The organism is Sphingomonas sp. dw_22 (genome assembly GCF_018449795.1).
Lineage (GTDB): Bacteria > Pseudomonadota > Alphaproteobacteria > Sphingomonadales > Sphingomonadaceae > Sphingomonas.
This window is the reverse complement of the sequence record NZ_JAAVVE010000023.1, coordinates 1-25,690: the sequence shown is the minus strand read 5'-3', so window position 1 is coordinate 25,690 and position 25,690 is coordinate 1. Positions and strand designations below refer to the sequence as shown.

Below are 25,690 nucleotides of genomic sequence, written 5' to 3'. Positions count from 1 at the left end.
TTTCTGATGAAATGGATCGACCTCGCGCATCGCTGGACCGGGGGCGTGCTCGGCCTGGTGCTCGCGATCATGGGGCTGACCGGCGCGATCCTGGTGCATGAGGAGAGCTGGCTGTCGCTGACGCTGCCGCACGCCGCCGATGCGCGCGTCGCCGATCCGGCCGCGATCGCCGCGACGACCGAGAGACTGATGGCGACGCCCAAGGCGCAAGGCATCGTCTATGCGGGCGACCGGTTCGGGCTGCACCAGCTCCGCTTGCCCAAGGGCGCCGGCGCCTATGCCGATCAGGCGGGCAACATCGTCACAAGCTGGAAGAGCCAATGGGCGCGGCCCGAGCTATGGATCTTCGACCTGCACCACCATCTCTTCACCGGCGATATCGGCGAGACGGTGATCGGCGTGGCCGGGCTGGCCGGAATCCTGTTCGTCGTCACCGGCTCGATCCTGTGGTGGCGCACGCGGCGCACCTTCAAGTTCCGCCTCTGGCCCAAGCGAATGAGCCGGCCGATGATCGTGATGCAGCATCGCGATCTGGGGATCGTCGTCGCGCCGCTGCTGCTGCTCTCCGCAGTCACCGGCACGATGATGATCTTCAAGCCCTTCGCGGCGATCGTCGTCGCGCCGTTCGGCTCGCTCGCGCAGGGCAGCGTCGTGCCGAAGGTGAAGAGCGGCCCGCTGTCGCCCGCGCCCGACTGGCGGGCGATGATCCTCGCCGCGCATGCGCGCTTTCCCGACGCGCAGATCCGCCTCCTCTCGATCCCGCGCAAGCCCGGCGATCCGATCACGATCCGGATGAAGCGGGCAGGCGAATGGCTGCCCAACGGTCGCTCGACGCTGTCGTTCGACGCCGCCGACGGCCATCTGCTCGCCGCCAACGATGCGCTGGCATTGCCCAGGGCCGCGCAGGTCTTCAACGGCGCCTATCCGCTCCATGCCGCCAAGGTGGGCGGGCTGGCCTATCGGCTGCTGATGACCTGTTCGGGGCTGGCGCTGGCGATGCTCGGCAGCCTCGCCGTGTGGAGCTTCTGGTTCAAGCGACGGAAGCCGAAGCGCCGGCCCGGCTGACTCGCGCTTTCCCGGGCCATCGCCTAGACCCGGGCCATGTCCGAGCCTGAGGCGATTCCCGCCGCCACCGTGATCGTGATGCGCGAGGTTCTCGGCGGCCCGCCCGAGCTGCTGATGGTCGAGCGGGCGCGGGCGATGAAGTTCGCGGGCGGCGCGCTGGTCTTTCCCGGCGGGCGGATCGATCCGGGCGACCGGGCGCTGGCGGCGCTTCATCCCGGCGATCCCGACGACATCGCCGCGCGGATAGCGGCGGTGCGCGAGACGCTGGAGGAAGCGGGCGTCGCGGTCGGGCTCGATGTGGACGGCGCCGCGATCCCTGAGCTCAAGCGCCGGGTCTATGCCGGCGAGCCGCTGGGCGCGCTGATCGAGGAGGCGGGCGGGGCGCTGCGGCTCGACGCGCTGGTGCCGTTCGCGCGCTGGCTGCCGCACGGAATGCCGCATCGGCTGTTCGACACGCGCTTTTATCTTGCTCGCGCGCCGGAGGGTGCGGCGCCGATGGTGGACGGCAACGAGAATGTCCGCGTCTTCTGGGCGAGCGCGCGGGCGGTGCTCGATGCGGCGGATGCGGGCGAGGCGACGATCATCTTCCCGACGCGGCGCAATCTGGAACGGATCGCGCTGTTCGGCGCGTTCGACGAGGCGGTGGCGCATGCGAACGCGCATCCGATCCGCGCGGTCACCCCCTGGATCGAGACGCGCGACGGGGCCGATCATCTCTGCATTCCCGACGATCTCGGCTATCCGGTGACGGTGGAGCGGCTGGACCGGACCTTGCGCGCGTGAAGGCCATCAAGCAGACGATCCTGGTGATGCTCGCCTTCGTGCTGTTCGCGGGCGGCGCGTTGATCGTCGTGGCGCTGGTGCGCGAACGGCCGCAGGATCTGCCCTGGACCCGGCTCGACCTGAGCCAGCCGGTGGGTGCCTTCACCGGCCGCAAGATCGCCGGGTTGACGAGCCGTTTCGCCGAATGCCGCGCGCTGCTCCGCGCCGCCGGAGTCCATTACACGGTGCTGCCGCCGGTCCCGGCACAGGGGCAATGCGGCTATGCCGACGGCGTGCGCTTCGCTCCCGGCGGATCGCGCACGATCACGTTCAGCCCGGCCAATCCCGGCGTGTCGTGCCCGGTCGCGGCGGCGCTGGCGGTGTGGGAGTGGAATGTGGTCCAGCCCGCCGCGCAGAAGCATTTCGGCAAGCAGGTCGTGGGAATCGAGCATCTCGGCAGCTATTCGTGCCGCCGCATCTATGGCCGCAGCTCGGGCGACTGGAGCGAGCATGCGACGGCGGACGCGATCGACGTGGCGGCGTTCCGCCTGTCGGACGGAACCCGCGTCAGCGTGTTGCAGGACTGGTCGAAGGGCGGGGAGAAGGCCCGCTTCCTGCGTGCGGTGCGCACCGGCGGGTGCAGGCTGTTCTCGACGGTGCTCTCGCCGGATTATAACGCGGCGCATCGGGATCACCTGCACCTGGACGAAGCGGCGCGGGGCGAGATGGGGTGGCGGACCTGCCGCTGAACCCCTCCCGCGAGCGGGAGGGGCGGGAACTCAGTTGGGCAGTGCCTGGGCGTCGACCTTCTCCACCCATTGCGGGAAGAAGGCCGGCTGGCGGTTCGACCAGCCCGAGGCAGTCGCCGCGGCTTCGCTGATCGACTGGAGCAGTTTCCGGCGCAGGTCCGGGTGGAGATGCGGCAGCGCCGCCGCCGAGCAGAAGGCCGAAGGCAGCCAGGGGCGGACCTCGGCGCCGATCAGCCTCTCGTAGAGGAAGCGATAGGCCGAAAAGGTGGTGAGGCGACCCTGGCCGAGATCGAAGGCGGAGATGGTGACGAGCGGCGCCATGAACGGCTCGATCGAGCCGAGATCGGCATCGTCCGGCATCAGCGCGCGGACTTCGGGGAGCCGCTCGTAGATATTGGCCTGGGCGCGGATGCTGGCGGCCTCGACCACGTCGCGCGACCAGCGCTCGAGCGCGTCGCTGCGCTCCAGCCCGATATCCAGCGAGCGGCGGATATAGCGCTGCGTCGATGCCGCGAACCCCGCGAATTCCTTCATTTCGGCCAGCGTCATCGCGCCTTCGGCCGGTTTCATTCTGGAAGCCATTCCACCTAATCTCCCGCCCACGCAGCCCCTTTGGATCGGATCATGCGGCAGATTGGTTAACGCGCCGCTTAATCCTTCGTCGTCCCCCGTTCATAATAGGAGACCAGAAGGTGTTGCGGCGCAACATAAGTTGCGACGAACCGAGTCAGTGCGATCGAAATCGGCGTGGGCGTGAGGCTTTCGCGCAACAAAACTGCCCGATTCCAATGGGCGTGCGGCTCGCCTTACCCATGGCGGGAGGGCGGCTACCGTATATTTCCGGGTATCGGGGCGGCGCAATTTTCGAGTTGGTTCCTGCCGATCCGCGCAAGTTTCCGCGCTCCATCGGCTCAGCGCAACGGTTCGTCCCATCGACGGGCTGCGACGGTGTACTCGTAATCTTCGATCTGGTTAGCAGGCTTCAACAGATTCGCTTCCTGACCGGGGGGTCTATGAATTTTCGTGGTTTCGCAGCGCGTTTTGCGCTGGTGGCGGCTTGCGCCCTGATGACTGCAGTCCCGGCCCAGGCGAAGGGCATGTTCTGGCAGTGCGCCACCTATGCCCGTGCGATCTCCGGCGTCGACATCCACGGTGATGCCTGGACCTGGTGGGACCAGGCTGCCGGCCGCTACGAGCGCGGCGAAGCCCCCAAGCTCGGCGCGGTCATGTCGTTCCAGCGCACCGCCCGCATGCCGCTCGGCCATGTCGCGATGGTGTCGAAGGTGGTGAGCGACCGCGAAGTGCTGCTGACCCATGCCAATTGGTCGCACCGCGGCGGGGTCGAGCGCAACGTCCGCGCGGTCGATGTGTCGGCGGCGGGCGACTGGAGCGAAGTGAAGGTGTGGTTCGCGCCGAAGGGCGATCTCGGCACTTCGACCTATCCGGTCAACGGCTTCATCTATTCGAACGGCGAGCCGAAGGGCGACTGGGCCGATAAGCCCGAGCAGATGGCTTCGCTCGATCTCGACCTGAGCGATCTCGTCCCGGAAGCCGGCATCAACTGATCCGCTGCTGCCTCACGCTTTCGGCGTGAACTTCAGCGCCACGCCATTCATGCAATAGCGCTTGCCCGTGGGCGGCGGGCCGTCGTCGAAGACATGGCCCAGATGCCCGCCGCAGCGGCGGCACAGTATCTCGGTCCGCGACATGCCCAGCGTGCTGTCGCTTCGCGTCGTCACGGCATTCTTGAGCGGCGCATAGAAGCTGGGCCAGCCGGTACCGCTCTCGAACTTGGTCGCCGAGGCATAGAGCGGCAGGTCGCATCCCGCGCAGGAGAAGACGCCCTTGCGGTGCTCCTTGTTGAGCGGGCTCGTGAAGGGGAATTCGGTAGCGCCCTTGCGCAGCGTCGCATAGGCGGCGGGGCTCAGCCGCTTCTTCCATTCGGCATCGCTGAGCGTGAACTCGAAATGCTGCGCGGCCTCGGCCGGCTGTCCTCCGCACGCGGCAGTGAGCGCGCCGAGTCCGGCGACGGTGAGGAAGGTACGGCGATCGGTCTGCATGCTTGGTGATGTGGGGATCCGGCTCCCCTCCCTGCAAGGGAGGGGCTGGGGGTGGGTGCGAGCGAAGCGAGCCGCAACGGCCGAGGTAAAAGCGAAGGACAGGGCATCGAGCCCTGTCCTTCGCTGAACCCACCCCTTGATCCCCTCCCTTGCAGGGAGGGGAGATGTGAAGATCAATAGTGCGACAGCTCCACCGGCATCTTCCGATAGCCATGGACGAAGCAGGCCGCGACGCGCTCGGGCTCGCGCAGCACGTTGGCGCGCAGCCGGCGCTTTGCCATCTCCTCCATCAATATGCCGACCTGCAGCTCGGCCAGCCGCGCGCCGACGCAGCGGTGGATGCCATGGCCGAACGCCAGGTGCCGCCGCGCATTCTCGCGCTCGACGATAATGCGGTCGGCATCCGGGAAGACGCTCTCGTCGCGATTGGCCGAGAGGAACCAGAGGATCAGCTTGTCGCCCTCGCGGATCTTCTGCCCCTCCAGCTCGGTATCCTGGGTCGCGGTGCGGCGCATATGCGCGAGCGGGGTCTGCCAGCGGATGATCTCCTGCGTGGCATTGGCGATCAGTCCGGGATTCGCCTCCAGCTTCGCGCGCTCCTCGGGGAATTGCTCGAGCGCCCAGGCATAGGCGCTCATCGAGTTGCGGGTGGTGTCGTTGCCGCCGACGATCAGCAGGATCAGGTTCCCCAGGAACTCCATCTGGTCCATGTGCGCCATCGCGTCCGAATGGATCATCATCGAGATGAGATCGGGCGTCGGCGCCTTGCCGACCTTGCCGTTCCACAGATTGCCGAAATAGGCCGCGCATTCGAACAGGATGTCGCGCCGCTGCTCCTTGCGCACCGGATCCTTGGCGATCTCGATGTCGCCCGCCCAGTCGGACCAGAAGGTGAGCTTGCGGCGCTCCTCCCACGGAAAGTCGAACAGGATCGCGAGCATCTGGGTGGTTAGTTCGATCGAGACCCGGTCGACCCAGTCGAATTCCTGCCCCACCGGCAGCGAATCGAGGATCTCGGAGGTGCGGGTGCGGATATTCCCGCTCATCCGCACCATCTCGCTGGGCGTGAAGGCGGGCGAGACGGTGCGCCGCTGGCCGGTATGCTTGGGCCGGTCCATCGCGATGAACATCGGCATCTTGATATCGCCTTCCTGCATATCGGCGATGGTGATGCCGCCAGCCTCCGACGAATAGATGTCGGGCAGCGATTCGACATGGACGATCGGCTTGTAGCCGGAGATCGACCAATAGGGGCCGAACGCGCTCCGTTCGGTATAATATACCGGCGCCTCGGCGCGCAGCCGGGCGAAGGGCGCGTGCCAGATGTCGTCGCGATAGAGCTCGGGACGACTCACGTCGAGCGGATCGACCGCTGCATCACTGGCGAGCGTGGCCATGCGCATCCTCTCCTGCATTTTCGTGCAGGAGGCCAGTAACTGACACGAATGTCAATAGTGCGTCAGGCCATGGCCTTGCGCTTCGACCGGCGTTTGGGGCCACCCGACTTGAGCACGCCGCGGCGGAACAGCCGGGCGGCGATGGTGACGATGATCGCGACCCAGAGCGCCTGCCAGGCGAGCGCGAGGAAATGCGGCCAGATCTCGGGCGCATTGGCGGCGTGCGCGGCCATCGCCAGCGGCGAGCTGAACGGGAAGATCTCCGCCGCCAGCGCGATCCAGCTCCCGGCATGGCCCGCCGCATAGGAAGCGAGTCCCAGCATCGCGAACTGGAACACCGTGATCGGCAGCGACAGCATCTGGATCTCGCGCTGCGACGATGCGAGCGAGCCCAGCCCCAGGAACACCGCGCTCTGGAGCATATAGGCCATGGTGAAATAGGCGACGAACAGCAGCGGGAAGACCGGGCCGACCGCGGTGCCGATATCGTCGAAGAAGAAGCTCGCGCCCGACGGCAGCAGCCTGGGCAGGTTGACCAGCAGCGTGAACCAGAAGCCGACGAACAGCAGCGCGGAGCCGAACGCGCCGATCAGCTTGCCGAAGAACACGCTCTCCAGCGGCACGGCGGCGGCGAGCACTTCGATCACCTTGTTCGATCGCTCCTCGGCCATCGCGCCGACGACCTGGCCCGACAGCATCAGCGTGAGGAAGAAGATGCCGAGCGCGGCGAAATAGGCGGCCTGGCTCATTCCGCTCGACGTCGCCTGGACGCGGTTGATGACCTCGGTCTCCGCCTTGCTGAGCGGGGCGGTGCCGCCCGCCTTTTCGGCGCGCAGAGTCTGTTCGGCGAGCTGGGCGAGGTAATTGGCCTCCGAGCGTCCCGAAGCCGTGCGCAGGATGTGCGGGCGACCGAGCGGGCCGTAGAGCACCGCGGCCACCTCGACATCGTGCCGGTCGAACATCGCGCGCGCCTGGCCGGCGGGATTGTTGCCGATCGGCGCCTCGACGCGCAGCTCGGGGCGGGCCGAGACGGTGGAGAAGACGGTGCGCATCTGCCGGTCGACGGCGGCGATCGTGGCGGCGCGATCGTGGGTGGCGATCACGACGATGCGCTCCTTGCCTTCGCCGCCGCTCGCCGCGGTCGAGGCGCTGAGGCTGCCGACCACGCCGAAGCCGATCATGAACAACGGGCTCAGCAGGAACAACAGGAAGGTGGGCGTCATCACCGTGGCGGTGAAATCGCGGCGGGCGATCGTGAGCGCCTGGCGCGCTGCGTGCCGGAAATCGCTCATGCCGCGGCCTCTTCCAATGCTTCGGCGCCGACGATGCGCACAAAGGCGTCGTGCAGTCCGGGCCGTTCGATCGACAGGCCGGAGATGCCGTAGCCCGCGTCGATCAGCTTGACGAGCAGCCCCTCGATCCCCTCGGGCGGCACGGTGAAGCGCCAGCTTCCGTTCTCGCGCTCGGCATCGGCGGGGAGCAGCGCGCCGGCGCTCTCGACATGCTGGTGCGGCGTATACTGCGCCTTGAAGGGGAGCATCGAGCGCGCCTCGTCCACCGTGCCTTCGAAGCGGACCTTGCCGCCGGCGATGATCGAGAGCCGGTCGCACAGCCGCTCGGCATGCGCCATGACATGGGTGGAGAACAAGATCGTCGCGCCGCGGTCGCGCTGGTCGCGGATCAGCTTTTCCAGCCGCTCCTGGTTCACGGGATCGAGGCCCGAAAAGGGTTCGTCGAGCACGAGCAGATCGGGCTCATGGACGACGGCGCCCAGGAGCTGGACCAGTTGCGCCATGCCCTTGGAGAGCTTGCGGATCTTGTCGTCCGCCGCAGGGCCCAGGCCCGCCGCCTCCAGCAATTCGCCCGCGCGCTTGCGGCCGATATTCCAGGGCAGGCCCCGGAGCGCGCCCATGAAGGCGATCGCCTCGCGGCATTTCATGTTCGGGTAGAGGCCGCGCTCCTCGGGCAGATAGCCGACATGATCGCTCATCTCGCGCGGGCGATCGGTGCCGAGCATCGTCCGCTCGCCCTCGTCGGGCTCGATGATGCCGAGCAGCATGCGCAGCGTTGTCGTCTTGCCGGCGCCGTTGGGGCCGAGCACGCCGTAGATCAGCCCCTTGGGCACGGCGATGTCGACGCCGTCGACCGCGCGGCGATCGCCGAAGCGCTTGACGAGTCCCTTGGCGCTGACGGCCAGACCGCTGCTCAAATTTGCACCCCTCCCAATTGGGAGTTCGTGGTAGCGGGTGCCTGTGCGCGAAGACAAGCCATTGGAAGAACGATTGCAGGCGAAAGCGGCGGAAATCGGGTTCGCCGCCTGTGGGATCGCCCATGCCGATGCCGCGCCGCTGGCGGGCAGGCGCCTGCGCGAATGGCTGGCCGAGGGCGCGCACGGATCGATGCTGTGGATGGAGGAGCGCGCGCATCACCGCGAAGCGCCCCGGGGGTTGTGGCCCGAAGTGCGTTCGGTGATCTCGCTCGGCATGAGCTATGCCCCCGCGCTCGATCCGCTGGCGCTGGCCGGCGAGGGGGAGCGCGGCCGCATCTCGGTCTATGCGCAGGGCGCGGACTATCACGACGTGATGAAGCGGCGGCTGAAGGAACTGGCGCGCTGGCTGGTGGGTGCGGCGCCGGGGGCGGACGTCAAGGTGTTCGTGGATACCGCGCCGGTGATGGAGAAGCCGCTGGCCGAGGCGGCGGGGCTCGGCTGGCAGGGCAAGCACACCAATCTGGTCAGCCGCAGCCATGGAAGCTGGCTGTTCCTCGGCGCGATCTACACGACGCTGGAGCTTGCGCCGGACGCACCGGTCCGCACGACCTGCGGAAGCTGCGACGCCTGCCAGACGGCGTGCCCCACCGATGCGTTTCCGGCGCCCTATCGGCTCGATGCGCGGCGCTGCATCTCGTACCTGACGATCGAGAACAAGGGGCCGATCCCGGCTGAATTCCGGGAAGGAATAGGCAACCGCATCTATGGCTGCGACGATTGCCTGGCGGTGTGCCCGTGGAACAAGTTCGCGGCGGCGGCGCAGGCGAACCTGGCCTTTGCGCCCCGCGCCGAGCTGGCTGCGCCGATGCTGGCGGAGCTGCTGGCGCTCGACGATGCGGGGTTTCGCGAGGTGTTCTCGGGCTCGCCGATCAAGCGGATCGGGCGCGACCGGATGGTGCGCAACTGCCTGGTTGCGGCGGGGAACAGCGGCAGCGCGGCGCTGGTGGGGCCGGTGGCTGCGCTGCTCGGCGATCCCGATCCGGTGGTGCGGGGGGCGGCGGTTTGGGCGCTTGGGCGGCTGGATGCGGGGCGGTGGGAGGCCGAGCGCGCGGTGCGACTGGATGTCGAGACGGACGAAGTGGTTCGGGGGGAATGGCTCTCCCGATAAGCCCCTCTCCTTCAGGGGGGGAAGGGGGGGCTGTGTCTCACCGAGACCGCCGCCCGTGATTGAGTCCTCCACCCCAACCCCTCCTCTGAAGAGGAGGGGCTTAAGCGCTCAGCGCACCCCCGGCCGCTTGGTCAGCGCCGCCACGCAACTCGCCTGGTCGATCGGCGCACCGTTGCGCTGGCGGGTGTCGAGCCAGGTGACGACCTGCTCGCCGCGCCCGTTCGCGGGGGGATAGAGATAGGCATCGAGCACGCAGATCGGCCCGGCGAACTGGAGCTTCCGCGCGCTGCCCTCGCTCACGTCCATGGCCGGCGTGCCGAATTGGGCGATCAGCTTGGGCGCCGTCTCGCCCTTGATCGCGACGATGCTGGGCGGCGTGTTCACCGCCGGCGCGGCGGTGGGCACCGGAACATAGGAAGCCGGACGCACGGGCGGCGTGGTCTCGCCGCATGCGGCCAGCGCCAGCGCACCGAGGAGTATCCAGCCCCTCATCGCCGGCCCCGGTGGAAGACATGGGTCGCCATCGCGGCGCCGAGCACGGGTGCGGCAAGGTTCAACACCGGCACCACGAACAGGCCCGTGCCCGTCAAGCCAAGCGCGAAGCGGCGAGCCGCAGTCTGCCTGCGCCATTCCGAGAGTTCGCGCGCGGGCATGTGCCGTGCTGCGACCATGTCGCCGAGGTCGCGGCCGAGCAGCCAGCCATTGACCGCGAAGAACAGGATCGGCGTGCCGATGCCGGTGACGATCAGCAGCAGATAGATGGGCAGCAGCAGCAGATTGATCCCGATCGTCCGCACCGCCGATCCCACGCCCATCGCCAGCGCCCGGCCGAACGGCACTGCGCGGGCCGTGGCATGCGCGGCCGGATAGTGGCGCGCCTCCACTGCGGCGACCACTTCGTCCCCGAACAGGCCGATCACCGCCACCGCGACGGCCCGGAACAGCAGCCACCAGCTAAGGGCGATCACCACCAATGTCGCGATCACCGGGATCACGCCGCCGCCCAACTCCAGCCGTGCGGCATAGGCGCGGGTCCAGGCATCGAGCGCGAACCATAGTCCCACGCCGGCCGCCGCGAATAGCAGCAGCGTCACCGCCAGCGATTTGGCGAACACCAGCAGCACCGGCCGGTCGCCGATCTGGCCGAGCGAAAGGAAAAATGCTTGGATCAAGGGCAGGCGGTTCCTTCGGTTGCACAATGTCTTGCCCCTCTCTAGGGCGTCCGCGCAACCCAATTGGAGCCCAGACTTGACCAGCCCCACTTTCGACGTGGTCGCGATCGGCAATGCCATCGTCGACATCCTCGCCCAGGCCGAAGACAGCTTCATCGAGGAGATCGGCGTCACCAAGGGCTCGATGCAGCTCATGTTCTCGCCCGAAGAGGCGGATGCGCTCTATGCCAAGATGGGGCCGGGCCGCGAAGTCTCGGGCGGATCGGCGGCCAACACGGTCGCGGGCGTCGCTGCGCTGGGCGGCAAGTGCGCGTTCATCGGCCAGGTCGCCGACGACCAGCTCGGCACGGTCTTCGGGCACGACATCCGCGCCGCCGGCGTGCATTTCGATACCGCCGTCCGCCAGGGCCAGCCGACCACGGCGCGCTGCCTGATCTTCGTGACGCCCGACGGCCAGCGCACGATGAATACCTTCCTCGGCGCGTCGCAGTTCCTGCCTGCCGCCGCGCTCGACCGCGACCTGATCGCGAACGGCGCGATCCTCTATCTCGAAGGCTATCTCTGGGATCCCGAGGAGCCGCGCGCCGCGATGCGCGCCGCGATCGACATCGCCCGCGCCAACGGCCGCAAGGTGGCCTTCACACTGTCCGACGTCTTCTGCATCTCCCGCCACGGCGACGATTTCCGCAAGCTGATCGAGGACGGGCTGATCGACATTCTGTTCGCCAACGAGAACGAGCTGCTGGCGCTGTGCGAGCATGAGGAATTCGAGGCCGCCGTGCAGCATATCCACGGCAAGGTGCCGCTGCTCGTCGTCACGCGCAGCGAGAAGGGCGCGATGGCGCTCCAGGGCAGCGAGCGGGTGGAGGTGAAGGCCGAGCCGATCGGGAAGCTGGTCGACACCACCGGCGCCGGCGACATGTTCGCGGCGGGCTTCCTGCACGGCCAGGCGCAGGGCCGGGGGCTGGAGGAATCGCTCCGCCTCGGTGCGATCTGCGCGGCCGAGGTGATCCAGCATTACGGCGCCCGCGCCGAGGTGGACCTGAAGAAGCTCGCCGAAGAACGGCTGGGCTGAACCGTCAAAAAGCCCCTCCCCTTCAGGGGTGGGGTTGGGGTGGGGCAGTCACCGCGGGCAGTCTCGATGAGATTTCCCCCACCCCCAACCCCTCCCCTGAAGGGGAGGGGCTTAAGCAAAAAAAGGGCCGGGGGAGCGATCCCCCGGCCCTTTTTCTGCTCGCGGAAACCGAGCCTCAGTGCGTGCCCGGCACGCTCGGCGCGATTTCCTCATAAGCCTCGGGCTCCGAGACATCGAAGATGCCGCGGCCGACATGGCTCTTGCGATAGCCATAGGCGAAATAGAGGATCAGGCCGATGCCGCCCCAGACGGGGAGCACCAGCATCGCTTCGAGCGGCAGGTTGAAATAGAGCGCGGCGCAGCCGACGAGCGACAGCGGCGCGACCACCCAGATGAACGGCGTCCGGAACGGGCGGTGGCGGCCCGGATCCTTCACGCGCAGCACCAGCACCGCGATCGAGACCATGAAGAACGCGAACAGCGTGCCCGAATTGGAGATGTCGGCGAGCTGGCCGACCGGCAGCAGCGCCGCGGCGATCGCCACGCCGACGCCGGTAATCATCGTCACGATGTGCGGAGTCTTCCACTTCGGGTGGATGCTCGCCAGCTTCTCGGGCAGCAGGCCGTCGCGCGCCATCACGAAGAAGATGCGGGTCTGGCCGAACAGCATCATCAGGATGACCGAGGGCAGCGCCAGATTGGCGGCGAGGCCGAGCGCGTTGCCGACGACCGGCCAGTCGATCTGGCGCAGGACATGCGCCAGCGCCTCGTTCGAGCAGACCAGCAGCTCCTTGTTGGCGGCGAGCTGGCAGGCGGCGGTGAAGCCCGCGGAACCCGGCTGGACCACCGAGCCGTCGATGCCCGCGACCGGCTGCGCGCCCATCGCGCCGACCGCGCCGGCGGCGACGAGCAGATAGAAGATGGTGCAGATCGCGAGCGATCCGATCAGGCCGATCGGCACGTTGCGCTGCGGGTTCTTGGTCTCCTCGGCCGCGGTCGAGACCGCGTCGAAGCCGACATAGGCGAAGAAGATCGATGCGGCGGCGCCGACCACGCCCATGCCGCTGGTGCCCGCCGGACCGAACCAGCCATTGGGGGTGAAGGGCGAGAAATTGCCGGTCTTCAGCACCGGCAGGGTCAGCGCGATGAACACGGTGAGCGCGACCACCTTGATCGCCACCAGCACGGCGTTGACGCGGGCGCTCTCGGTGGTGCCGATCATCAGCAGCAGCGTGACCGCAAGGGCGACGACGATCGCCGGCACGTTGACGATGCCGGTCGAGAAATCGAGCGTCGGCATCCAGCCGTTCAGGCCCCAGGTGGGGCCGGCGGCGAGCATTTGGGGTATCTCGAGTCCGGTGACGCTTTTCACCAGCCCCATGAAATAGCCGGACCACCCGACCGACACGGCGCTTGCCGCCACTGCATATTCGAGGATCAGCGCCCAGCCGACCATCCAGGCGAGCAACTCGCCGACCACGGCATAGGTATAAGTATAGGCGGAGCCCGAGACGGGCACCATCGAGGCCAGCTCGGAATAGCAGAGCGCCGCGACCGCGCAGACCGCGCCGGCGATGATGAAGCTCCACATCATGCCCGGCCCCGCCTTTTGCGCGGCGGCCGCGGTCAGGACGAAGATGCCGGTGCCGATGATCGCGCCGACGCCCAGCAGCGTGAGCTGCACAGGGCCGAGCGAGCGGTGGAGCGCTTTCTTTTCGGCTGTCGCCAGAATGGCATCGAGTGGCTTTACGCGCCCGAATATCATTAAGTGATCCCCTTCGCGGCGGTCGTCGCGCCGCCCCCATTGGTGAAAGCCCGCGAGCCTAGTCCCAAATCGGGGCCGCGCAATCCCTTTGCTGCATCTGCGCGGCGGAGGGGCCCCAAAGCGCACGCGTTCCGCCGATACGAAGGAGAATTGACTATTTTCACGACAGGGCACCGCATCGTGCAACATTATTGCGCACGGGAAATGTGAGGCGCCACGGTTTCAAGGAGCGGCCGGCAGCGGAAGGCGACCCCTATCGGACCAGCATCGGCCCGAGCTGGCGTCCCGCGAAGATGTGGACGTGGAGATGCGGGACTTCCTGATGGGCGTCCAGGCCGGTATTGGCGAGCAGCCGGTATCCCGGTGCGACCAGCCCGGCCTCGCGTGCAACCTTGCCCACCGCGCGGACGAATCCGGCGATTTCCGCATCCGATGCGCGCGCCGAGAAATCGTCCCAGCTCACATAGGCGCCCTTGGGGATCACCAGGATATGCTGCGGCGCCTGCGGATTGATGTCGTGGAAGGCGAGGGCGAAGTCGTCCTCATAGACCTTCTTGGACGGAATCTCGCCGCGCAGGATCTTCGCGAAGACGTTCTGGTCGTCATAGGGCTGGGTGGCGTCAATCGGCATGTCGGCGTGCTTTCTCCTCAAGGCCCGACACGCCTTCACGGCGGGCCAGCTCGGCGCGGATATCGTCGAGGCTCAGCCCGGCATCCGCGAGCAGGACGAGCAGGTGGAAGACGAGATCGGCGGCCTCGCCGGTGAGCGCGGCCTTGTCGTCCTGGATCGCGGCGATCACCGTCTCCACGGCTTCCTCGCCGAGCTTCTGGGCGATCTTGGCGCGGCCGCGCGCGGTCAGCTTGGCGACATAGGAGGTCGCGGGATCGCCGGTGCGGCGTTCGCGGATCGTCTGTTCGAGCGCGTCGAGGGAGTCGGCCATGTGCGCGGGCTGCGGGAGGCGCGCGCGCCTGTCAATCCTCGGAGCGGCGACGGAAGCGCGCGCGCATCCGGCTGCGCACGAACCAGATGCCGCCCGCCGCGACCGCCGCGAGCGCGAGGTCCGAAAATTCGGGCATCGAACGGCTGCCGGCGACGCCGGTGTGCGGCGGCTCGTCGGCGGCGAAGGCGGGCGCGGCGATCAGCAGGGCCAGGGCGAAGCGGAGCATGGCGATCGGTTTAGTGCGGGGGGATTGGGGAAGGGTTAAGCCCCGTCCCGTCACCCCGGCCGGGGTGACGGAGATGGTCAGGCGCGAACTGGAATCCCTACCGCCGCCAGCGCGGCATGGGCGTCGGCGATGCTCGCCTCGCCGAAATGGAAGATCGAGGCGGCGAGCACGGCGCTGGCATGGCCGCGCGTGATGCCCTCGACCAGATGCTGGAGATTGCCGACGCCGCCCGATGCAACCACCGGCACCGTCACCTGATCGGCGATGGTGCGGATCAGCGCCAGGTCATAGCCGTCGCGGGTGCCGTCGCGGTCCATCGAGGTGACGAGCAACTCGCCCGCGCCCAGTTCGGCGAGGCGCAGCGCATGTTCGATCGCGTCGATGCCGGTCGCCTTGCGGCCGCCATGGGTGAAGACTTCCCAGCGGTCCCCCGTCCGCCGCGCGTCGATCGAGGCGACGACGCACTGGCTGCCCATCCGATCGGCGATCTCGGCGACCACTTCGGGGCGCGACACCGCGGCGCTGTTCACCGCCACCTTGTCCGCGCCGGCGAGCAGCAGCGCGCGCGCATCCTCTACGGTGCGCACCCCGCCGCCCACGGTGAGCGGCATGAAGCAGACTTCGGCGGTGCGGCGGACGACGTCGATCATCGTGCCGCGCGCCTCGTGGCTGGCGGTGATGTCGAGGAAGCAGAGTTCGTCGGCGCCGGCCGCATCATAGGCGCGGGCCTGCTCGACCGGATCGCCGGCGTCGATCAGGTCGACGAAATTGACGCCCTTGACGACACGGCCATTCGCCACGTCGAGACAGGGGATGACGCGCGCGCGGACGGTCATAAAGCCCTCTCCCCTCCGGGGAGAGGGTTGGGAGAGGGGCAGTGAGGAGAGGTAACGGCTCTTGCCCCTCTCCCCAACCCTCTCCCCGGAGGGGAGAGGGAGCTAAGAAATGCCGTCCTCATCCCTTCGCCACCTCGATCGCCCAGCCCAGGTCGAGCCGTCCGTCATAGAGCGCGCGGCCGGTGATGACGCCTTCGACGCCGTCCTCGACATGCGCGGCGAGGGCGTGGATGTCGGCGATGTCGGTGACGCCGCCGCTGGCGATCACCGGGATCGCCACGGCGCGGGCGAGGGCTACGGTCGCCTCGACATTGCAGCCCTTGAGCAGCCCGTCGCGGCCGACATCGGTGAAGAGCAGGGCGGCGACTCCGGCATCCTCGAAGCGGCGGGCGAGATCGACCACCGAGACGTCCGACACGTCCGCCCAGCCGCGCGTCGCGACCAGCCCGTCGCGGGCATCCACCGCGACGACGATCCGGCCGGGATTGTCGCGCGCCGCCGCGCGGACGAGATCGGGGTTCTCCAGCGCCGCAGTGCCGATCACGACGCGCTCGACGCCGAGATCGAGCCAGCGCTCGATCGACTCCCGGTTGCGGATGCCGCCGCCGAGCTGGACCTTGCCGCCGAAGCGCTCGAGGATCGCAGCCACCGCCGCACCGTTGACCGACTCGCCCGCGAAGGCGCCGTCGAGATCGACGACGTGCAGCCACTCGGCGCCCGCGTTGGCGAAGATTTCGGCCTGGGCGGCGGGATCGTCGCCATAGATTGTGGCGCGGTCCATATCGCCCTCGGCGAGACGGACGACCTGGCCGGCCTTCAGGTCGATGGCGGGGAAGATGATGAGGGGCATGTTCAGATCCTCCCCGACACGGGGAGGGGGACCGCCGCGCAGCGGTGGTGGAGGGGGAGTGCCGCAAGGGAGTCGCGGGTGGAGAGCCCCCTCCACCAGCCTGCGGCTGGTCCCCCTCCCCGTTCCGGGGAGGATCTATCGGTTATGGCCGCCATTTCAGGAACCTCTCCAGCAGCGCGATGCCGTAGCGCTGGCTCTTTTCGGGGTGGAATTGCACGCCGGCGATGTTGTCGCGGCCGATCGCGGCGGTGACCGGGCCGCCATGCTCGGTGGTGGCGAGTACCGACTCGCCCTCGAACGCGAAGCTGTGGAGGAAATAGGCTTCGCCCGGCTCGATCAGCGGATGATCGGCGGACGGGATCACGTCGTTCCAGCCCATATGCGGCACGCGGACTTCGGCGGAGGGTGTCAGATGGCGCACCGTGCCGGGAATCCAGCCGAGGCCGGCATGGCTGCCGAGCTCCTCGCCGGTGGTCGCCAGCAATTGCATGCCGACGCACACGCCGAGGAACGGTGCGCCTTGCCCGCGCACCCGCGCCTCCAGCGCCGCGACCATGCCGCCGATGCCGCGCAGCCCGGCCGCGCAGGCGCCGAACGCGCCGACGCCGGGCAGGACGATGCGATCGGCCCCGGCCACGACATCGGGATCGGCGGTGACGCGAATGTCCGCTGCGCCTGCCGCCTTCAGCGCGTTGTGGACCGAATGGAGATTGCCCGCGCCGTAATCGATCAGCGCGACGTTCACTGGCCGAGCGGCTCCAGCCCGGGCGCGAACAGGCTCGGCGCGACTTCGGTGAAGTCGTAATCGGCCAGGCCCTGCACCGCGAAGGGATCGCTCGCGCACCAGGCGCGCACGTCCTCGATCGTGCCGCGCGCGATCAGCAGGCCGCCGGTCGTCGGCACCTTGCGTCCGGCGGCGAGCAGCTTGCCGTCGGCCAGGCCCTGCTTGAGCCAGTCGATATGCGCGGGCCGCGCGGCGTCGATCGTGGCGGCATCGACCTTGTAGTGCAGCGAGACGACGATCATCAGAGCACGCCTTTCGTGGAGGGAATGGCATCCGCCTTGCGCGGATCGATCTCGATCGCCTCGCGCAGCGCCCGGGCGAGGCCCTTGAACGCGCTTTCGGCGATATGATGGTTGTTCACGCCGTACAGCGTCTCGACATGGAGGGTGATGCCGGCAGCCTGGGCGAACGAATGGAACCAGTGCTCGAACATCTCGGTGTCCATCTCGCCGAGTCGCTTCTGGCTGAACTCGGTCTTGAAGACCAGGAAGGGCCGGCCGGAGATGTCGACCGCGACGCGGGTCAGCGTCTCGTCCATCGGCGACAGGGCATCGGCGTATCGCCGGATGCCCTTCTTGTCGCCCAGCGCCCTGGCCACCGCTTCGCCGATCGCCAGCCCGGTGTCCTCCACCGTATGGTGCTGGTCGATATGGAGGTCGCCCACCGTCTTCACGTCGAGGTCGATCAGCGAATGGCGGCTGAGCTGCTCGAGCATGTGATCGAAAAAGCCGATGCCGGTGGAAACGGCATATTCGCCCGTCCCGTCGAGGTTGACGGTGACGTCGATCGAGGTCTCGCTCGTCTTGCGGCTGATCGTGGCGGTGCGCATCTGCAACCCACATAGCGATGGTTGCCGTCCATGCAATCTTGACCGGTCGGCACGAAGCGCTACCCAAGGCGAATGACTGGTGCCGTACCCGATAGCCTGATTCCCTATGACGAGATCGTCCAGGAAGCCCTGCGCGCCGTTGTCGGGCGTGTCCTGGGGTCGGTCGCGGCCACCCAGGCGCTGCCCGGCGCGCATCATTTCTACATCACCTTCAAGACCCATGCCCCCGGAGTCGACATCCCGCAGCGGCTGATCGAGCGATTCCCGGACGAGATGACGATCGTGCTCCAGCACCGATTCTGGGACTTGAAGGTGGACGGCGAGAAATTCTCGGTGGGCCTGAGCTTCAACCAGGTGCCGGCGATGCTCAACATCCCCTTCTCGGCGATCACCGGCTTCCACGATCCGGCGGTCAATTTCGAGCTGCGCTTCCAGGCGCAGGAAGGCCCCGACGGCCCCGAGCCGCACGATGAGGCGGAGAATGATGGCGCCGTCACGGTGAAGCCGGTCGATGACGGGTCGAACGTCGTCTCGGTGGATTTCAAGCGCAAGAAGTAATCCCGCCGGGGGATCGCTTCCCGGCTGCCGATCCGAACTTGTCGAAGCGCGGTTCTTGGTCCTAGAGCGCCCGCAAACGCTCTCGGAGGATCTTGTGACCGATACCCGCACCGAAACCGATTCGCTTGGCGCCATCGAAGTTCCCGCCCAGGCCTATTGGGCCGCGCAGACCCAGCGCTCGATCGAGAATTTCCCGTTCGGCCCGCAGGAGCGCATGCCGATCGGCATCGTCCATGCCCAGGCGATCGTGAAGCAGGCCGCGGCGCGGGTGAACGTCAAGCACGGGCTCGACCCCGAGATCGCCAAGGTGATCGACCAGGTCGCGCAAGAAGTGATCGACGGCAAGCTCGACGACCAATTCCCGCTGGTGATCTGGCAGACCGGCTCCGGCACCCAGACCAACATGAACGTCAACGAGGTGATCGCGGGCCGCGCCAACGAGATCCTGACCGGCAAGCGCGGCGGCAAGTCGCCCGTCCACCCGAACGATCACGTCAACATGGCGCAGTCGTCGAACGACTCGTTTCCCACCGCGCTCCACATCGCCGCGGCGCGCGCGGTGACGCTGAAGCTCTATCCGGCGCTCGACCGGCTGTTCGGCGCGCTCGACAAGAAGGCGAAGGACTGGGACGGCATCGTCAAGATCGGCCGCACCCACCTGCAGGACGCGACGCCGCTGACGCTGGGCCAGGAATTCTCGGGCTATGCGGCGATGCTGGCCTCGGCCAAGGCGCGCTTCGCCAGCGTGCTCGATCTCGACATCTTCAAGCTGGCGCTGGGCGGCACCGCGGTCGGCACCGGGCTCAACTCGCCGCCGCATTATGCCGAGGACGTGGCGGCGGAGATCGCCAGGATCACCGGGCTTCCGTTCATCACCGCGCCGAACAAGTTCGAATCGCTGGCGACCAAGGACCAGCTCGTGAACCTCTCGGGCACCTGCAACACGCTGGCCGTGTCGCTCACCAAGATCGCCAACGACATCCGCCTGCTGGGCTCCGGCCCGCGCTCGGGCCTGGGCGAGCTGGAGCTGCCGGCCAACGAGCCGGGCAGCTCGATCATGCCGGGCAAGGTCAATCCCACCCAGTGCGAGATGCTGACGATGGTCGCGGGCCAGGTGATCGGCAACCATGTCGCGGTCACCGTGGGCGGCATGCAGGGGCATATGGAATTGAACGTGTTCAAGCCGCTGATCGGCTCGAACGTGCTGCGCTCGATCGAGCTGATGTCGACCGGCATGACCAGCTTCGCCGAGCGCACGGTGGACGGGATGAAGGCGAACGAGGGCCGGATCAAGGAACTGGTCGATCGCTCGCTGATGCTGGTGACCGCGCTGGCGCCCGAGATCGGCTATGACAATGCCGCGAAGATCGCCAAGAACGCGCACGAGAAGGGGCTGACGCTCAAGGAATCGGGCCTGGCGCTCGGGCTGGTGGACGAGGCGACCTTCGATCGCGTCGTGCGGGCCGAGGATATGGTCGGGCGGTAACTACCAATTCCTCCCCGAGCTTGCTCGGGGAGGGGGACCATGCGCAGCATGGTGGAGGGGCGCCGTCGAAGACGGCGGCTGCGCCGCCGCCCCTCCACCACTCGCTTCGCGAGCGGTCCCCCTCCCCCAGCTTCACTGGGGGAGGATTTGAATCACCCGCTATTCCTTAGCGCCGTCGCGATCGCGTTGATCGAGAGGAGGATGCCTTCGCCGATGCCGGGGTCTTCCTCGCCGGCGCGGTGGCGCTTCATCAGCTCGATCTGGAGCAGGTTGAGCGGCTCGATATAGGGCAGGCGCAGCAGGATCGAGGTCTCCAGCGCGGGATGCTTTTCCAGCAGCCGCGTCTGGCGGGTGATCTGGAGCAGTCCGTCATGGGTCTGGCGCCAGCCGTCGCGGATGCGGCCGAACACCGCGTCGCGCAGGGATACGTCCTCGACCAGCGCGGCATAATGCTCGGCGATGCCCATGTCCGACTTGGCGAGCACCTGCTCCATATTGTCGAGCGTCGCGCGGAACAGCGGCCAGGCGCTTGCCATCTCGCGCAGCAGGCCCTTGTCCGCGAACGCCTCGATCGCGGCGCCCACGCCGTACCAGCCGGGCAGCATCACCCGCGCCTGCGCCCAGCTGAACACCCAGGGGATGGCGCGCAGATCCTCGATCGCGTCCGATTTCTTGCGGCTGGCCGGACGCGATCCGATCTTGAGCCCGGCGATCTCGGCGATCGGCGTCGCCTGGCGGAAGAAGGTGGTGAAACCCTCGGTCTCATAGACCAGCCCGCGATACGCCTTGAACGCGGTATCCGAGAGCGTGTCCATCGCCGCGGCGAAGCGCGCCGCATCGGCATCCGCGAGCTTTTCGGGCTCTAGGCTGGCGAGCAGCGTGGCCGACGCCATCGCTTCCAGATTGGTCATCGCGCTCTCGCGCGTGCCGTATTTCGCGGCGATCATCTCGCCCTGCTCGGTGATGCGGATGCGGCCCTGCACGGTGCCGCGCGGCTGGGCGAGGATCGCCGCGAAGGAGGAGCCGCCGCCACGCCCCACCGCGCCGCCGCGGCCGTGGAAGAGCTGCATGCCGATATCGGCCTTCTCGAACACCGGCTTGAGCGCCGTCGAGCCGCGCGAGAGCTGCCAGGTGGAGGTGAGGTAGCCGCCGTCCTTGTTCGAATCGGAATAGCCGATCATCACTTCCTGATGGCCGCGCGCCTTGGCGATCGCGGCTACCTCGGGGAGGCCGAGCCAGGCCTCCATGATCGGCGGCGCGGCTTCCAGATCGGCGATCGTCTCGAACAGCGGGATCGCCATGACGTGCGCCTGGGGATGGTCGCCGGGGATGTAGAGCCCCGCCTCTTTCAGCAGCACATGGACTTCGAGCAGGTCCGACACTGACTGCGCCATCGAGACGATGTAATGGGTGATGCACTGGTTGCCGTATTTGGCGTGCGCATCGGCGGCGGCGCGGACGATCGCCAGCTCGGAGGCGGTCTCCTCCGAATATTCGGCATAGGGGCTGGTGAGCAGGCGTGGGCTGGCGAGCTCGCGGCGGAGCAGGGCGATGCGCTCCTCCTCGCCCAGCGCGGCATACTCCCCGGCGACTCCGGCGGCCTTGAGCAATTCCCCCACCACGCGCTCATGGACGGCGCTGTTCTGCCGCATGTCGAGCGTGGCGAGGTGGAAGCCGAACGTCTCGACCGCGCGAATGAGGCGCCCGAGCGCGCCGCCGCTGGCGAGCGGTCCCGGACCCTCGGCGGTAAGTCCGCGCGCGATCGCGGCCAGTTCGTCGCGGAGTTCGCTGGGATGGGCATAATGCGCGCCCGAGATCGGGGCGGGGCGCGCGGGCGGCTTGCCGGTCAGATGCTCGTGCGTCGCGGAGAGCCGGGCATAGATGCCCGAGAGCGCGCGGCGATAGGGTTCGTCCGCGCGGCTGCGGCCGGTGTCGTGGCTCGCCTCGGCCAGCTTGAGCACGGCGTCGCTCACCGAGACATGCTCGGTCGAGATCGAAAGCTCGGCGCCCAGCGCGTGGACCGCGTCGAGATAATAGCCGAGCACCGCCTCGGCCGAACGCGCCAGCGCCAGCCGCAGCGATTCGGCGTTGACGAAGGGATTGCCGTCGCGGTCGCCGCCGATCCAGCTTCCGGCGCGCAGGAACGAAGGCGCGCGCTCGCCCAGCGCGCGGTCCCAGCGGGCATAGAGCGCGGGCAGCACGGGCAGGAACACGTCGCGCAGATAGGAAAGCGCGGTCTCCACCTCGTCCGCCACGCCCAGCTTCTCGCGGCGGAGCACCCGCGTCTGCCAGAGCAGGGCGATCTGGCGCAGGATCGCCTCGTCGACCTTATCGCCGTCCTCGGTCTCGGTCGTCCCCCGATCCTTGAGCTGCATCAGCTCGGCGATCCGGTTCTTGTGGTCGATCATCGATTTGCGGCGGACTTCGGTGGGATGCGCGGTCAGCACCGGCACGATCAGCGCATGATCGAGCAGCGCCATCACCGCGTCATGGCCGATGCCCTCCGCCTTCAGCCGCTCCAGCGCGCTGGCGACATCGGCATCCTTCTCCGTCTCCACGCCCTGCCGGTCCTCGGCGAGGTTGGCGAGCATCGAGAACAGCATGAAGCCGCGGACGAAATCGAGCGTCTCATCGAGCGTCAGCCGGTCGAGCCCGCGATCGATCGCGCCGGCGCCCGCCACGCCGCGATGGCGATCGACCGATGTCGCGCGGATATATTCGATGCGCTTGAACAGCTCGTCGCCGCCATAGGCGCGGATCACGTCGCCGAGCAGTCGGCCCAGGAAGCGGATATCGGGATTGTTCGCGATCGCACGGCTAGCCATGGAGCGAGTTGCTGCACCGCGAAATGATTCAGGTCAACGGTAACCTTCGAGAGCAATTTTGTTGCTCGCCCGCCTGTCACGCCTGCCCGGGATCGCCCTGCCGCAATCGCCGGATCGCCTCCGGGATTAGCTGGCCATAGGCGTCGATGAAGCGCGGGATCGGGCCGCGCTGCGGCGTGGTGTCGCCGTCCAGATCGATCTCGACCTGGTCGACATAGCACCAGCCCCAGCCCTCGGGCGGATCATAGCCTTCGATGATCGGATGCCTGGTGGCGTGGAAATGCGCGGTCGCGTGGCGCGAGGGCGAATCGTCGCAGCAGCCGACATGGCCGCAGCTCCGGCACAGCCGCAGATGCACCCACCAGCCGCCGTTCGCCAGGCATTCCTGGCAGCCGGGCGATCCGGGTGTGACCTGGTTGATCGTGTCGACATGGTCGCAGCCCGATGCCATCGTTCAACTCCCCGTGCCGCCCGTCTTTCGGGTGGAGGCGGGCACGCTCCCAGAAAAGCGGCGGGGGCGTCAATAGGAGAGGCTGAGCGTCGCGCGCAGGGCGCGGCCGAATTCGGGCCGGGCAAGGAAATAGCTGGAGCCCATGCCGCCGACATCGAACGATCCCGCCCTTGGATTGCCCTCCGTCAGGCCGAGCGTGTTGGTGACGTTGGTGGCGCGAAGCGTGAACGTCACGCGATCGGTGATCCCGGCGTTCACGTCCAGGTTGAGCAGCGAGAAGGGCGGCAGCCGCTGCGTGTTTGCGATGTCCGCGAATCGATCGGAATGGTGGACGAACTCCGCGCCGATGCGCAGCCTGCCGGCGAGCAGGTTCAGGCTCGGGGTGATGCGGACCGAGAGCCTCGGCACGCGGATCAGCTGATTGCCGGTGACGTCGTAGGTGACGGGCAGGCCGCCGACGAGATCGACATAGCTGAAGTTGCGGTATTTCGGATCCTGGAGCGTCGCCTGCACGTCCAGTTGCAGGGGGCCGGGCAGATCGGCATGGCCGGCCAGCTCCAGCCCGATGGTGGAGGTGTCGGCGATCGACGTGCGGTCGACATAGGTGCTCGATTCGGGATCGAAGCGGTGATCGGTGAACGGCAATCGCGCGAAATGGGTCTTGAAGGCGACGGCGGACAGGTTCCAGCGCCGATGCCGCACGATCAGGCCGGCCTCCGCCATCGTGATCGGGACGATCGCCTCATCGGTGCGGTCCGGCAGGGCGTAGAACTCGCTTGCGCTCGGCAGCCGGGCGATGCGCGTGATCCGCGCGAACAGCCCGGTGCTCGGGACCGGATTGAAATTGGCGCCGGCGGTCCAGCTCAGGCCGGAGAAGCGGCGGCGGATCGGCGCGACGGCGCCGTTGCCGGTGAGCACGGCATCATCGGCCAGCGTATCCGGGTCGCCGAGATCGATCGGTATCGAACCCTCCATGCCGCCGCCGATCCGGACATGCTCCCATCGCCCGCCCAGATCGATGCGCCAATGCGGCGCCACCTTCCACTCGTCGGCCAGGTAGAATGCGATATTCGAGGATCGGACATCGACGCCGTCGAACAGCGAGCCATAGCGCACGAACCCGTTGTCGGTCAGCGCGCCGACCTGCCGGCCGCCGGAATCGAGGGCGACGACGTCGAGCCGCCGTGCCTGGCCGCGCACGTCGAGCAGCACGGTTCCCATCGTCCGGTCGAAGCTCAGCCGGGCATCGTCATAGGTCAGGCCCAGGGCGATATCGTGATGGCCCAGCGAATCGAAGCCGTGCGTCAGCCGCGCATCGGCGATGAATTCCTGCATCGGCATCCAGACCGACAGCAGGTTGCCGCCGACCACCAGCCCATTGCCGTTGCTGCCGGGCAGGAAGGGCTTGCCGGTATCGGCATAGCGGATCTGGGTGGTCGCGGCGCCGGGAAAGGCCGCCGCCAGTTGCGGCCGGACGCTGTCCAGATAATCGTCCGCGGACATCGGCCGGCCGATCGGGAACAGGCCATTGCGCAGCGTGCTGCCGGTGCGCAGCCGCGCCTTGACCTCCAGCGCGCTCTGCTCGCCGAGCGCGAGCCGGCCGAGCATCGTGTAGAAGGTGACGCGGCTGTGCGTGCCCTGCGACAGGTCGAAATCCCGCAGGCCCGTCGCCGTCTTGAACGGGACTTGGACATTCTCCGGCCCGGCCAGCGTGTCGAACAGCGGATCGAAGCCGGGGATGCCATGGACATCGCCCTTGCCGTCGAACTGGAGCGGGACCGGCAGATAGAGGATGACGCGATCGTCGAGCCGCTTGACGTTGAACGACAGGCGGGCATGGCCGTCGTCATACTCGATCCCGGCGCGAAGCTGTCCGCCGCGATCGGCGGTGAAGCCGGGATCGCGCAGGCCATCGTCCTGGCGATAGAAGCCGCCCAGCGACACGCCCAGATGCGGCGCGATCCGCGCGCCGGCGAAACCGTCGATCCGCCGATAGCCGAAGCTGCCGAGGGTGGTCGAAAGCGTATAGCCCGGCTGGTGCAGCCCGGTGCGCGTGAGGAAGTTGACGCTGCCGCCGGGCGCGTTCGGCATGAAGACCGCCGAGGGGCCGCCGCGCACCGCTTCCACTCGATCGACGGTCGAATCGGCGCGGTACACCTGATCGGTGTTCAGATAGCCGAGGCCGCCGTCATACTGGACCGGCAGGCCGTCTTCGAGCAGCGCCACCGAGGAATAGCCGTCGGTCGGAATGCCGCGCGAGCGGACATTGTTGCTGGCCTCGCCGCCGGTCGATTCGACCCAGAAGCCGGGGATCTGGGTGAACAGGTCGGCCGTCGACAGGGGACCGTTGCGCGCCAGCGTGGAGGCGTCGATCCGGGTGACCGCATAGCTCAGCTCGGTTTCGCCGAGCGGCGCTTCGACGGCGCGTCCCGTCACGACGATCTCGGTTGGTGGAGGCGGTGGGGGTGGTGGCGCGGGTGTA

27 protein-coding genes are annotated in these 25,690 nt (G+C 67.9%); 8 read left to right on the top strand and 19 right to left on the bottom strand.

The features are described from left to right. Nucleotides 1–6: 6 nt before the first annotated feature. The 3 genes from HB724_RS11715 to HB724_RS11705 are packed head-to-tail and all read left to right on the top strand — an operon-like array spanning nucleotide 7 to nucleotide 2,576. Nucleotides 7–1,065, top strand: coding sequence for a PepSY-associated TM helix domain-containing protein (locus HB724_RS11715; RefSeq protein WP_213981122.1), 1,059 nt, complete (start codon nucleotides 7–9; stop codon nucleotides 1,063–1,065). Nucleotides 1,066–1,101: 36 nt separating this feature from the next. Further along, nucleotides 1,102–1,848 carry an NUDIX domain-containing protein gene (locus HB724_RS11710; RefSeq protein WP_213981121.1) on the top strand — a complete coding sequence of 249 codons (747 nt, stop codon included), beginning with the start codon at nucleotides 1,102–1,104 and terminating at the stop codon, nucleotides 1,846–1,848. 26 nt (nucleotides 1,849–1,874) lie between these two features. Then, nucleotides 1,875–2,576 (top strand): extensin family protein, encoded by a 702-nt coding sequence (locus tag HB724_RS11705; RefSeq protein WP_213981155.1) that lies wholly within the window; start codon nucleotides 1,875–1,877, stop codon nucleotides 2,574–2,576. Between the two features lie 30 nt (nucleotides 2,577–2,606). Here HB724_RS11705 and HB724_RS11700 read toward each other — a convergent pair whose 3' ends face one another. Further along, the gene (locus HB724_RS11700) at nucleotides 2,607–3,158 is read right to left on the bottom strand and encodes a hypothetical protein (protein WP_213981120.1); all 552 of its coding nucleotides are present in this window, start codon (nucleotides 3,156–3,158) and stop codon (nucleotides 2,607–2,609) included. 431 nt (nucleotides 3,159–3,589) lie between these two features. Between HB724_RS11700 and HB724_RS11695 the strand changes: the two genes are divergently transcribed. After that, nucleotides 3,590–4,141, top strand: a complete 552-nt coding sequence (locus HB724_RS11695) for a CHAP domain-containing protein (protein ID WP_213981119.1) — start codon at nucleotides 3,590–3,592, stop codon at nucleotides 4,139–4,141. 12 nt (nucleotides 4,142–4,153) lie between these two features. Here HB724_RS11695 and msrB read toward each other — a convergent pair whose 3' ends face one another. From msrB to HB724_RS11675, 4 genes are all read right to left on the bottom strand, one after another. Next, nucleotides 4,154–4,636, bottom strand: a complete 483-nt coding sequence (msrB, locus tag HB724_RS11690) for a peptide-methionine (R)-S-oxide reductase MsrB (RefSeq protein ID WP_213981118.1) — start codon at nucleotides 4,634–4,636, stop codon at nucleotides 4,154–4,156. 173 nt (nucleotides 4,637–4,809) lie between these two features. Then, nucleotides 4,810–6,033: a cytochrome P450 gene (locus tag HB724_RS11685; protein WP_213981117.1), complete on the bottom strand. Its 1,224-nt coding sequence runs from the start codon at nucleotides 6,031–6,033 to the stop codon at nucleotides 4,810–4,812. A 62-nt stretch (nucleotides 6,034–6,095) separates the two neighbouring features. Continuing rightward, entirely contained in the window at nucleotides 6,096–7,325 is a 1,230-nt protein-coding gene (locus HB724_RS11680; protein ID WP_213981116.1) for an ABC transporter permease, read from the bottom strand. Beyond that, the gene (locus HB724_RS11675) at nucleotides 7,322–8,242 is read right to left on the bottom strand and encodes an ATP-binding cassette domain-containing protein (RefSeq protein WP_213981115.1); all 921 of its coding nucleotides are present in this window, start codon (nucleotides 8,240–8,242) and stop codon (nucleotides 7,322–7,324) included. Before HB724_RS11675 ends, HB724_RS11680 begins: the two co-directional genes overlap by 4 nt. Nucleotides 8,243–8,285: 43 nt before the next feature. Between HB724_RS11675 and queG the strand changes: the two genes are divergently transcribed. Continuing rightward, nucleotides 8,286–9,410 carry a tRNA epoxyqueuosine(34) reductase QueG gene (gene queG, locus HB724_RS11670; RefSeq protein WP_213981114.1) on the top strand — a complete coding sequence of 375 codons (1,125 nt, stop codon included), beginning with the start codon at nucleotides 8,286–8,288 and terminating at the stop codon, nucleotides 9,408–9,410. A gap of 108 nt (nucleotides 9,411–9,518) precedes the next feature. On the opposite strand, the gene HB724_RS11665 is transcribed toward queG, so the two are convergent. Both HB724_RS11665 and HB724_RS11660 read right to left on the bottom strand, forming a co-directional pair. Then, nucleotides 9,519–9,902, bottom strand: coding sequence for a hypothetical protein (locus HB724_RS11665; protein ID WP_213981113.1), 384 nt, complete (start codon nucleotides 9,900–9,902; stop codon nucleotides 9,519–9,521). Beyond that, on the bottom strand, nucleotides 9,899–10,582 hold the full coding sequence (locus tag HB724_RS11660) for an EI24 domain-containing protein (RefSeq protein ID WP_213981112.1): 684 nt from the start codon (nucleotides 10,580–10,582) through the stop codon (nucleotides 9,899–9,901). Before HB724_RS11660 ends, HB724_RS11665 begins: the two co-directional genes overlap by 4 nt. A gap of 76 nt (nucleotides 10,583–10,658) precedes the next feature. On the opposite strand from HB724_RS11660, the gene HB724_RS11655 reads away from it, so the two are divergent. Beyond that, complete coding sequence (locus HB724_RS11655) at nucleotides 10,659–11,657, top strand: adenosine kinase (protein WP_213981111.1); 999 nt, start codon at nucleotides 10,659–10,661, stop codon at nucleotides 11,655–11,657. 175 nt (nucleotides 11,658–11,832) lie between these two features. Here the strand turns inward: HB724_RS11655 and HB724_RS11650 are convergent, their stop codons facing one another. The 9 genes from HB724_RS11650 to hisB form a co-directional block, all read right to left on the bottom strand. Further along, nucleotides 11,833–13,422 carry an amino acid permease gene (locus HB724_RS11650; protein ID WP_213981110.1) on the bottom strand — a complete coding sequence of 530 codons (1,590 nt, stop codon included), beginning with the start codon at nucleotides 13,420–13,422 and terminating at the stop codon, nucleotides 11,833–11,835. Nucleotides 13,423–13,675: 253 nt separating this feature from the next. Further along, nucleotides 13,676–14,053, bottom strand: a complete 378-nt coding sequence (locus tag HB724_RS11645; protein WP_213981109.1) for a histidine triad nucleotide-binding protein — start codon at nucleotides 14,051–14,053, stop codon at nucleotides 13,676–13,678. Next, a complete protein-coding gene (locus HB724_RS11640; protein ID WP_213981108.1) occupies nucleotides 14,043–14,363 on the bottom strand; it encodes a phosphoribosyl-ATP diphosphatase in 321 nt (106 codons plus the stop codon). The genes HB724_RS11645 and HB724_RS11640 overlap by 11 nt, the downstream gene beginning before the upstream one ends. Before the next feature lie 31 nt (nucleotides 14,364–14,394). Further along, complete coding sequence (locus tag HB724_RS11635; RefSeq protein WP_213981107.1) at nucleotides 14,395–14,589, bottom strand: hypothetical protein; 195 nt, start codon at nucleotides 14,587–14,589, stop codon at nucleotides 14,395–14,397. 77 nt (nucleotides 14,590–14,666) lie between these two features. Then, nucleotides 14,667–15,425 carry an imidazole glycerol phosphate synthase subunit HisF gene (gene hisF / locus HB724_RS11630; protein WP_213981106.1) on the bottom strand — a complete coding sequence of 253 codons (759 nt, stop codon included), beginning with the start codon at nucleotides 15,423–15,425 and terminating at the stop codon, nucleotides 14,667–14,669. A 118-nt stretch (nucleotides 15,426–15,543) separates the two neighbouring features. Further along, the gene (hisA, locus tag HB724_RS11625) at nucleotides 15,544–16,275 is read right to left on the bottom strand and encodes a 1-(5-phosphoribosyl)-5-[(5-phosphoribosylamino)methylideneamino]imidazole-4-carboxamide isomerase (protein WP_213981105.1); all 732 of its coding nucleotides are present in this window, start codon (nucleotides 16,273–16,275) and stop codon (nucleotides 15,544–15,546) included. A gap of 142 nt (nucleotides 16,276–16,417) precedes the next feature. Continuing rightward, entirely contained in the window at nucleotides 16,418–17,020 is a 603-nt protein-coding gene (hisH, locus tag HB724_RS11620) for an imidazole glycerol phosphate synthase subunit HisH (RefSeq protein ID WP_213981104.1), read from the bottom strand. Then, the gene (locus tag HB724_RS11615; RefSeq protein ID WP_213981103.1) at nucleotides 17,017–17,301 is read right to left on the bottom strand and encodes a YciI family protein; all 285 of its coding nucleotides are present in this window, start codon (nucleotides 17,299–17,301) and stop codon (nucleotides 17,017–17,019) included. Before HB724_RS11615 ends, hisH begins: the two co-directional genes overlap by 4 nt. Then, nucleotides 17,301–17,888 (bottom strand): imidazoleglycerol-phosphate dehydratase HisB, encoded by a 588-nt coding sequence (gene hisB / locus HB724_RS11610; protein ID WP_213981102.1) that lies wholly within the window; start codon nucleotides 17,886–17,888, stop codon nucleotides 17,301–17,303. Before hisB ends, HB724_RS11615 begins: the two co-directional genes overlap by 1 nt. A gap of 72 nt (nucleotides 17,889–17,960) precedes the next feature. On the opposite strand from hisB, the gene HB724_RS11605 reads away from it, so the two are divergent. Together HB724_RS11605 and fumC are read left to right on the top strand one after the other, a co-directional pair. Beyond that, nucleotides 17,961–18,446: a ClpXP protease specificity-enhancing factor SspB gene (locus tag HB724_RS11605; protein WP_213981101.1), complete on the top strand. Its 486-nt coding sequence runs from the start codon at nucleotides 17,961–17,963 to the stop codon at nucleotides 18,444–18,446. 94 nt (nucleotides 18,447–18,540) lie between these two features. After that, a complete protein-coding gene (gene fumC, locus HB724_RS11600; RefSeq protein WP_213981100.1) occupies nucleotides 18,541–19,932 on the top strand; it encodes a class II fumarate hydratase in 1,392 nt (463 codons plus the stop codon). 152 nt (nucleotides 19,933–20,084) lie between these two features. Here the strand turns inward: fumC and ppc are convergent, their stop codons facing one another. From ppc to HB724_RS11585, 3 genes are all read right to left on the bottom strand, one after another. Further along, nucleotides 20,085–22,757: a phosphoenolpyruvate carboxylase gene (gene ppc / locus HB724_RS11595; protein ID WP_213981099.1), complete on the bottom strand. Its 2,673-nt coding sequence runs from the start codon at nucleotides 22,755–22,757 to the stop codon at nucleotides 20,085–20,087. Between the two features lie 76 nt (nucleotides 22,758–22,833). Beyond that, nucleotides 22,834–23,208 (bottom strand): UBP-type zinc finger domain-containing protein, encoded by a 375-nt coding sequence (locus tag HB724_RS11590; RefSeq protein ID WP_213981098.1) that lies wholly within the window; start codon nucleotides 23,206–23,208, stop codon nucleotides 22,834–22,836. A gap of 69 nt (nucleotides 23,209–23,277) precedes the next feature. Continuing rightward, complete coding sequence (locus HB724_RS11585) at nucleotides 23,278–25,644, bottom strand: TonB-dependent receptor (RefSeq protein WP_213981097.1); 2,367 nt, start codon at nucleotides 25,642–25,644, stop codon at nucleotides 23,278–23,280. Between the last annotated feature and the right edge of the window lie 46 nt (nucleotides 25,645–25,690).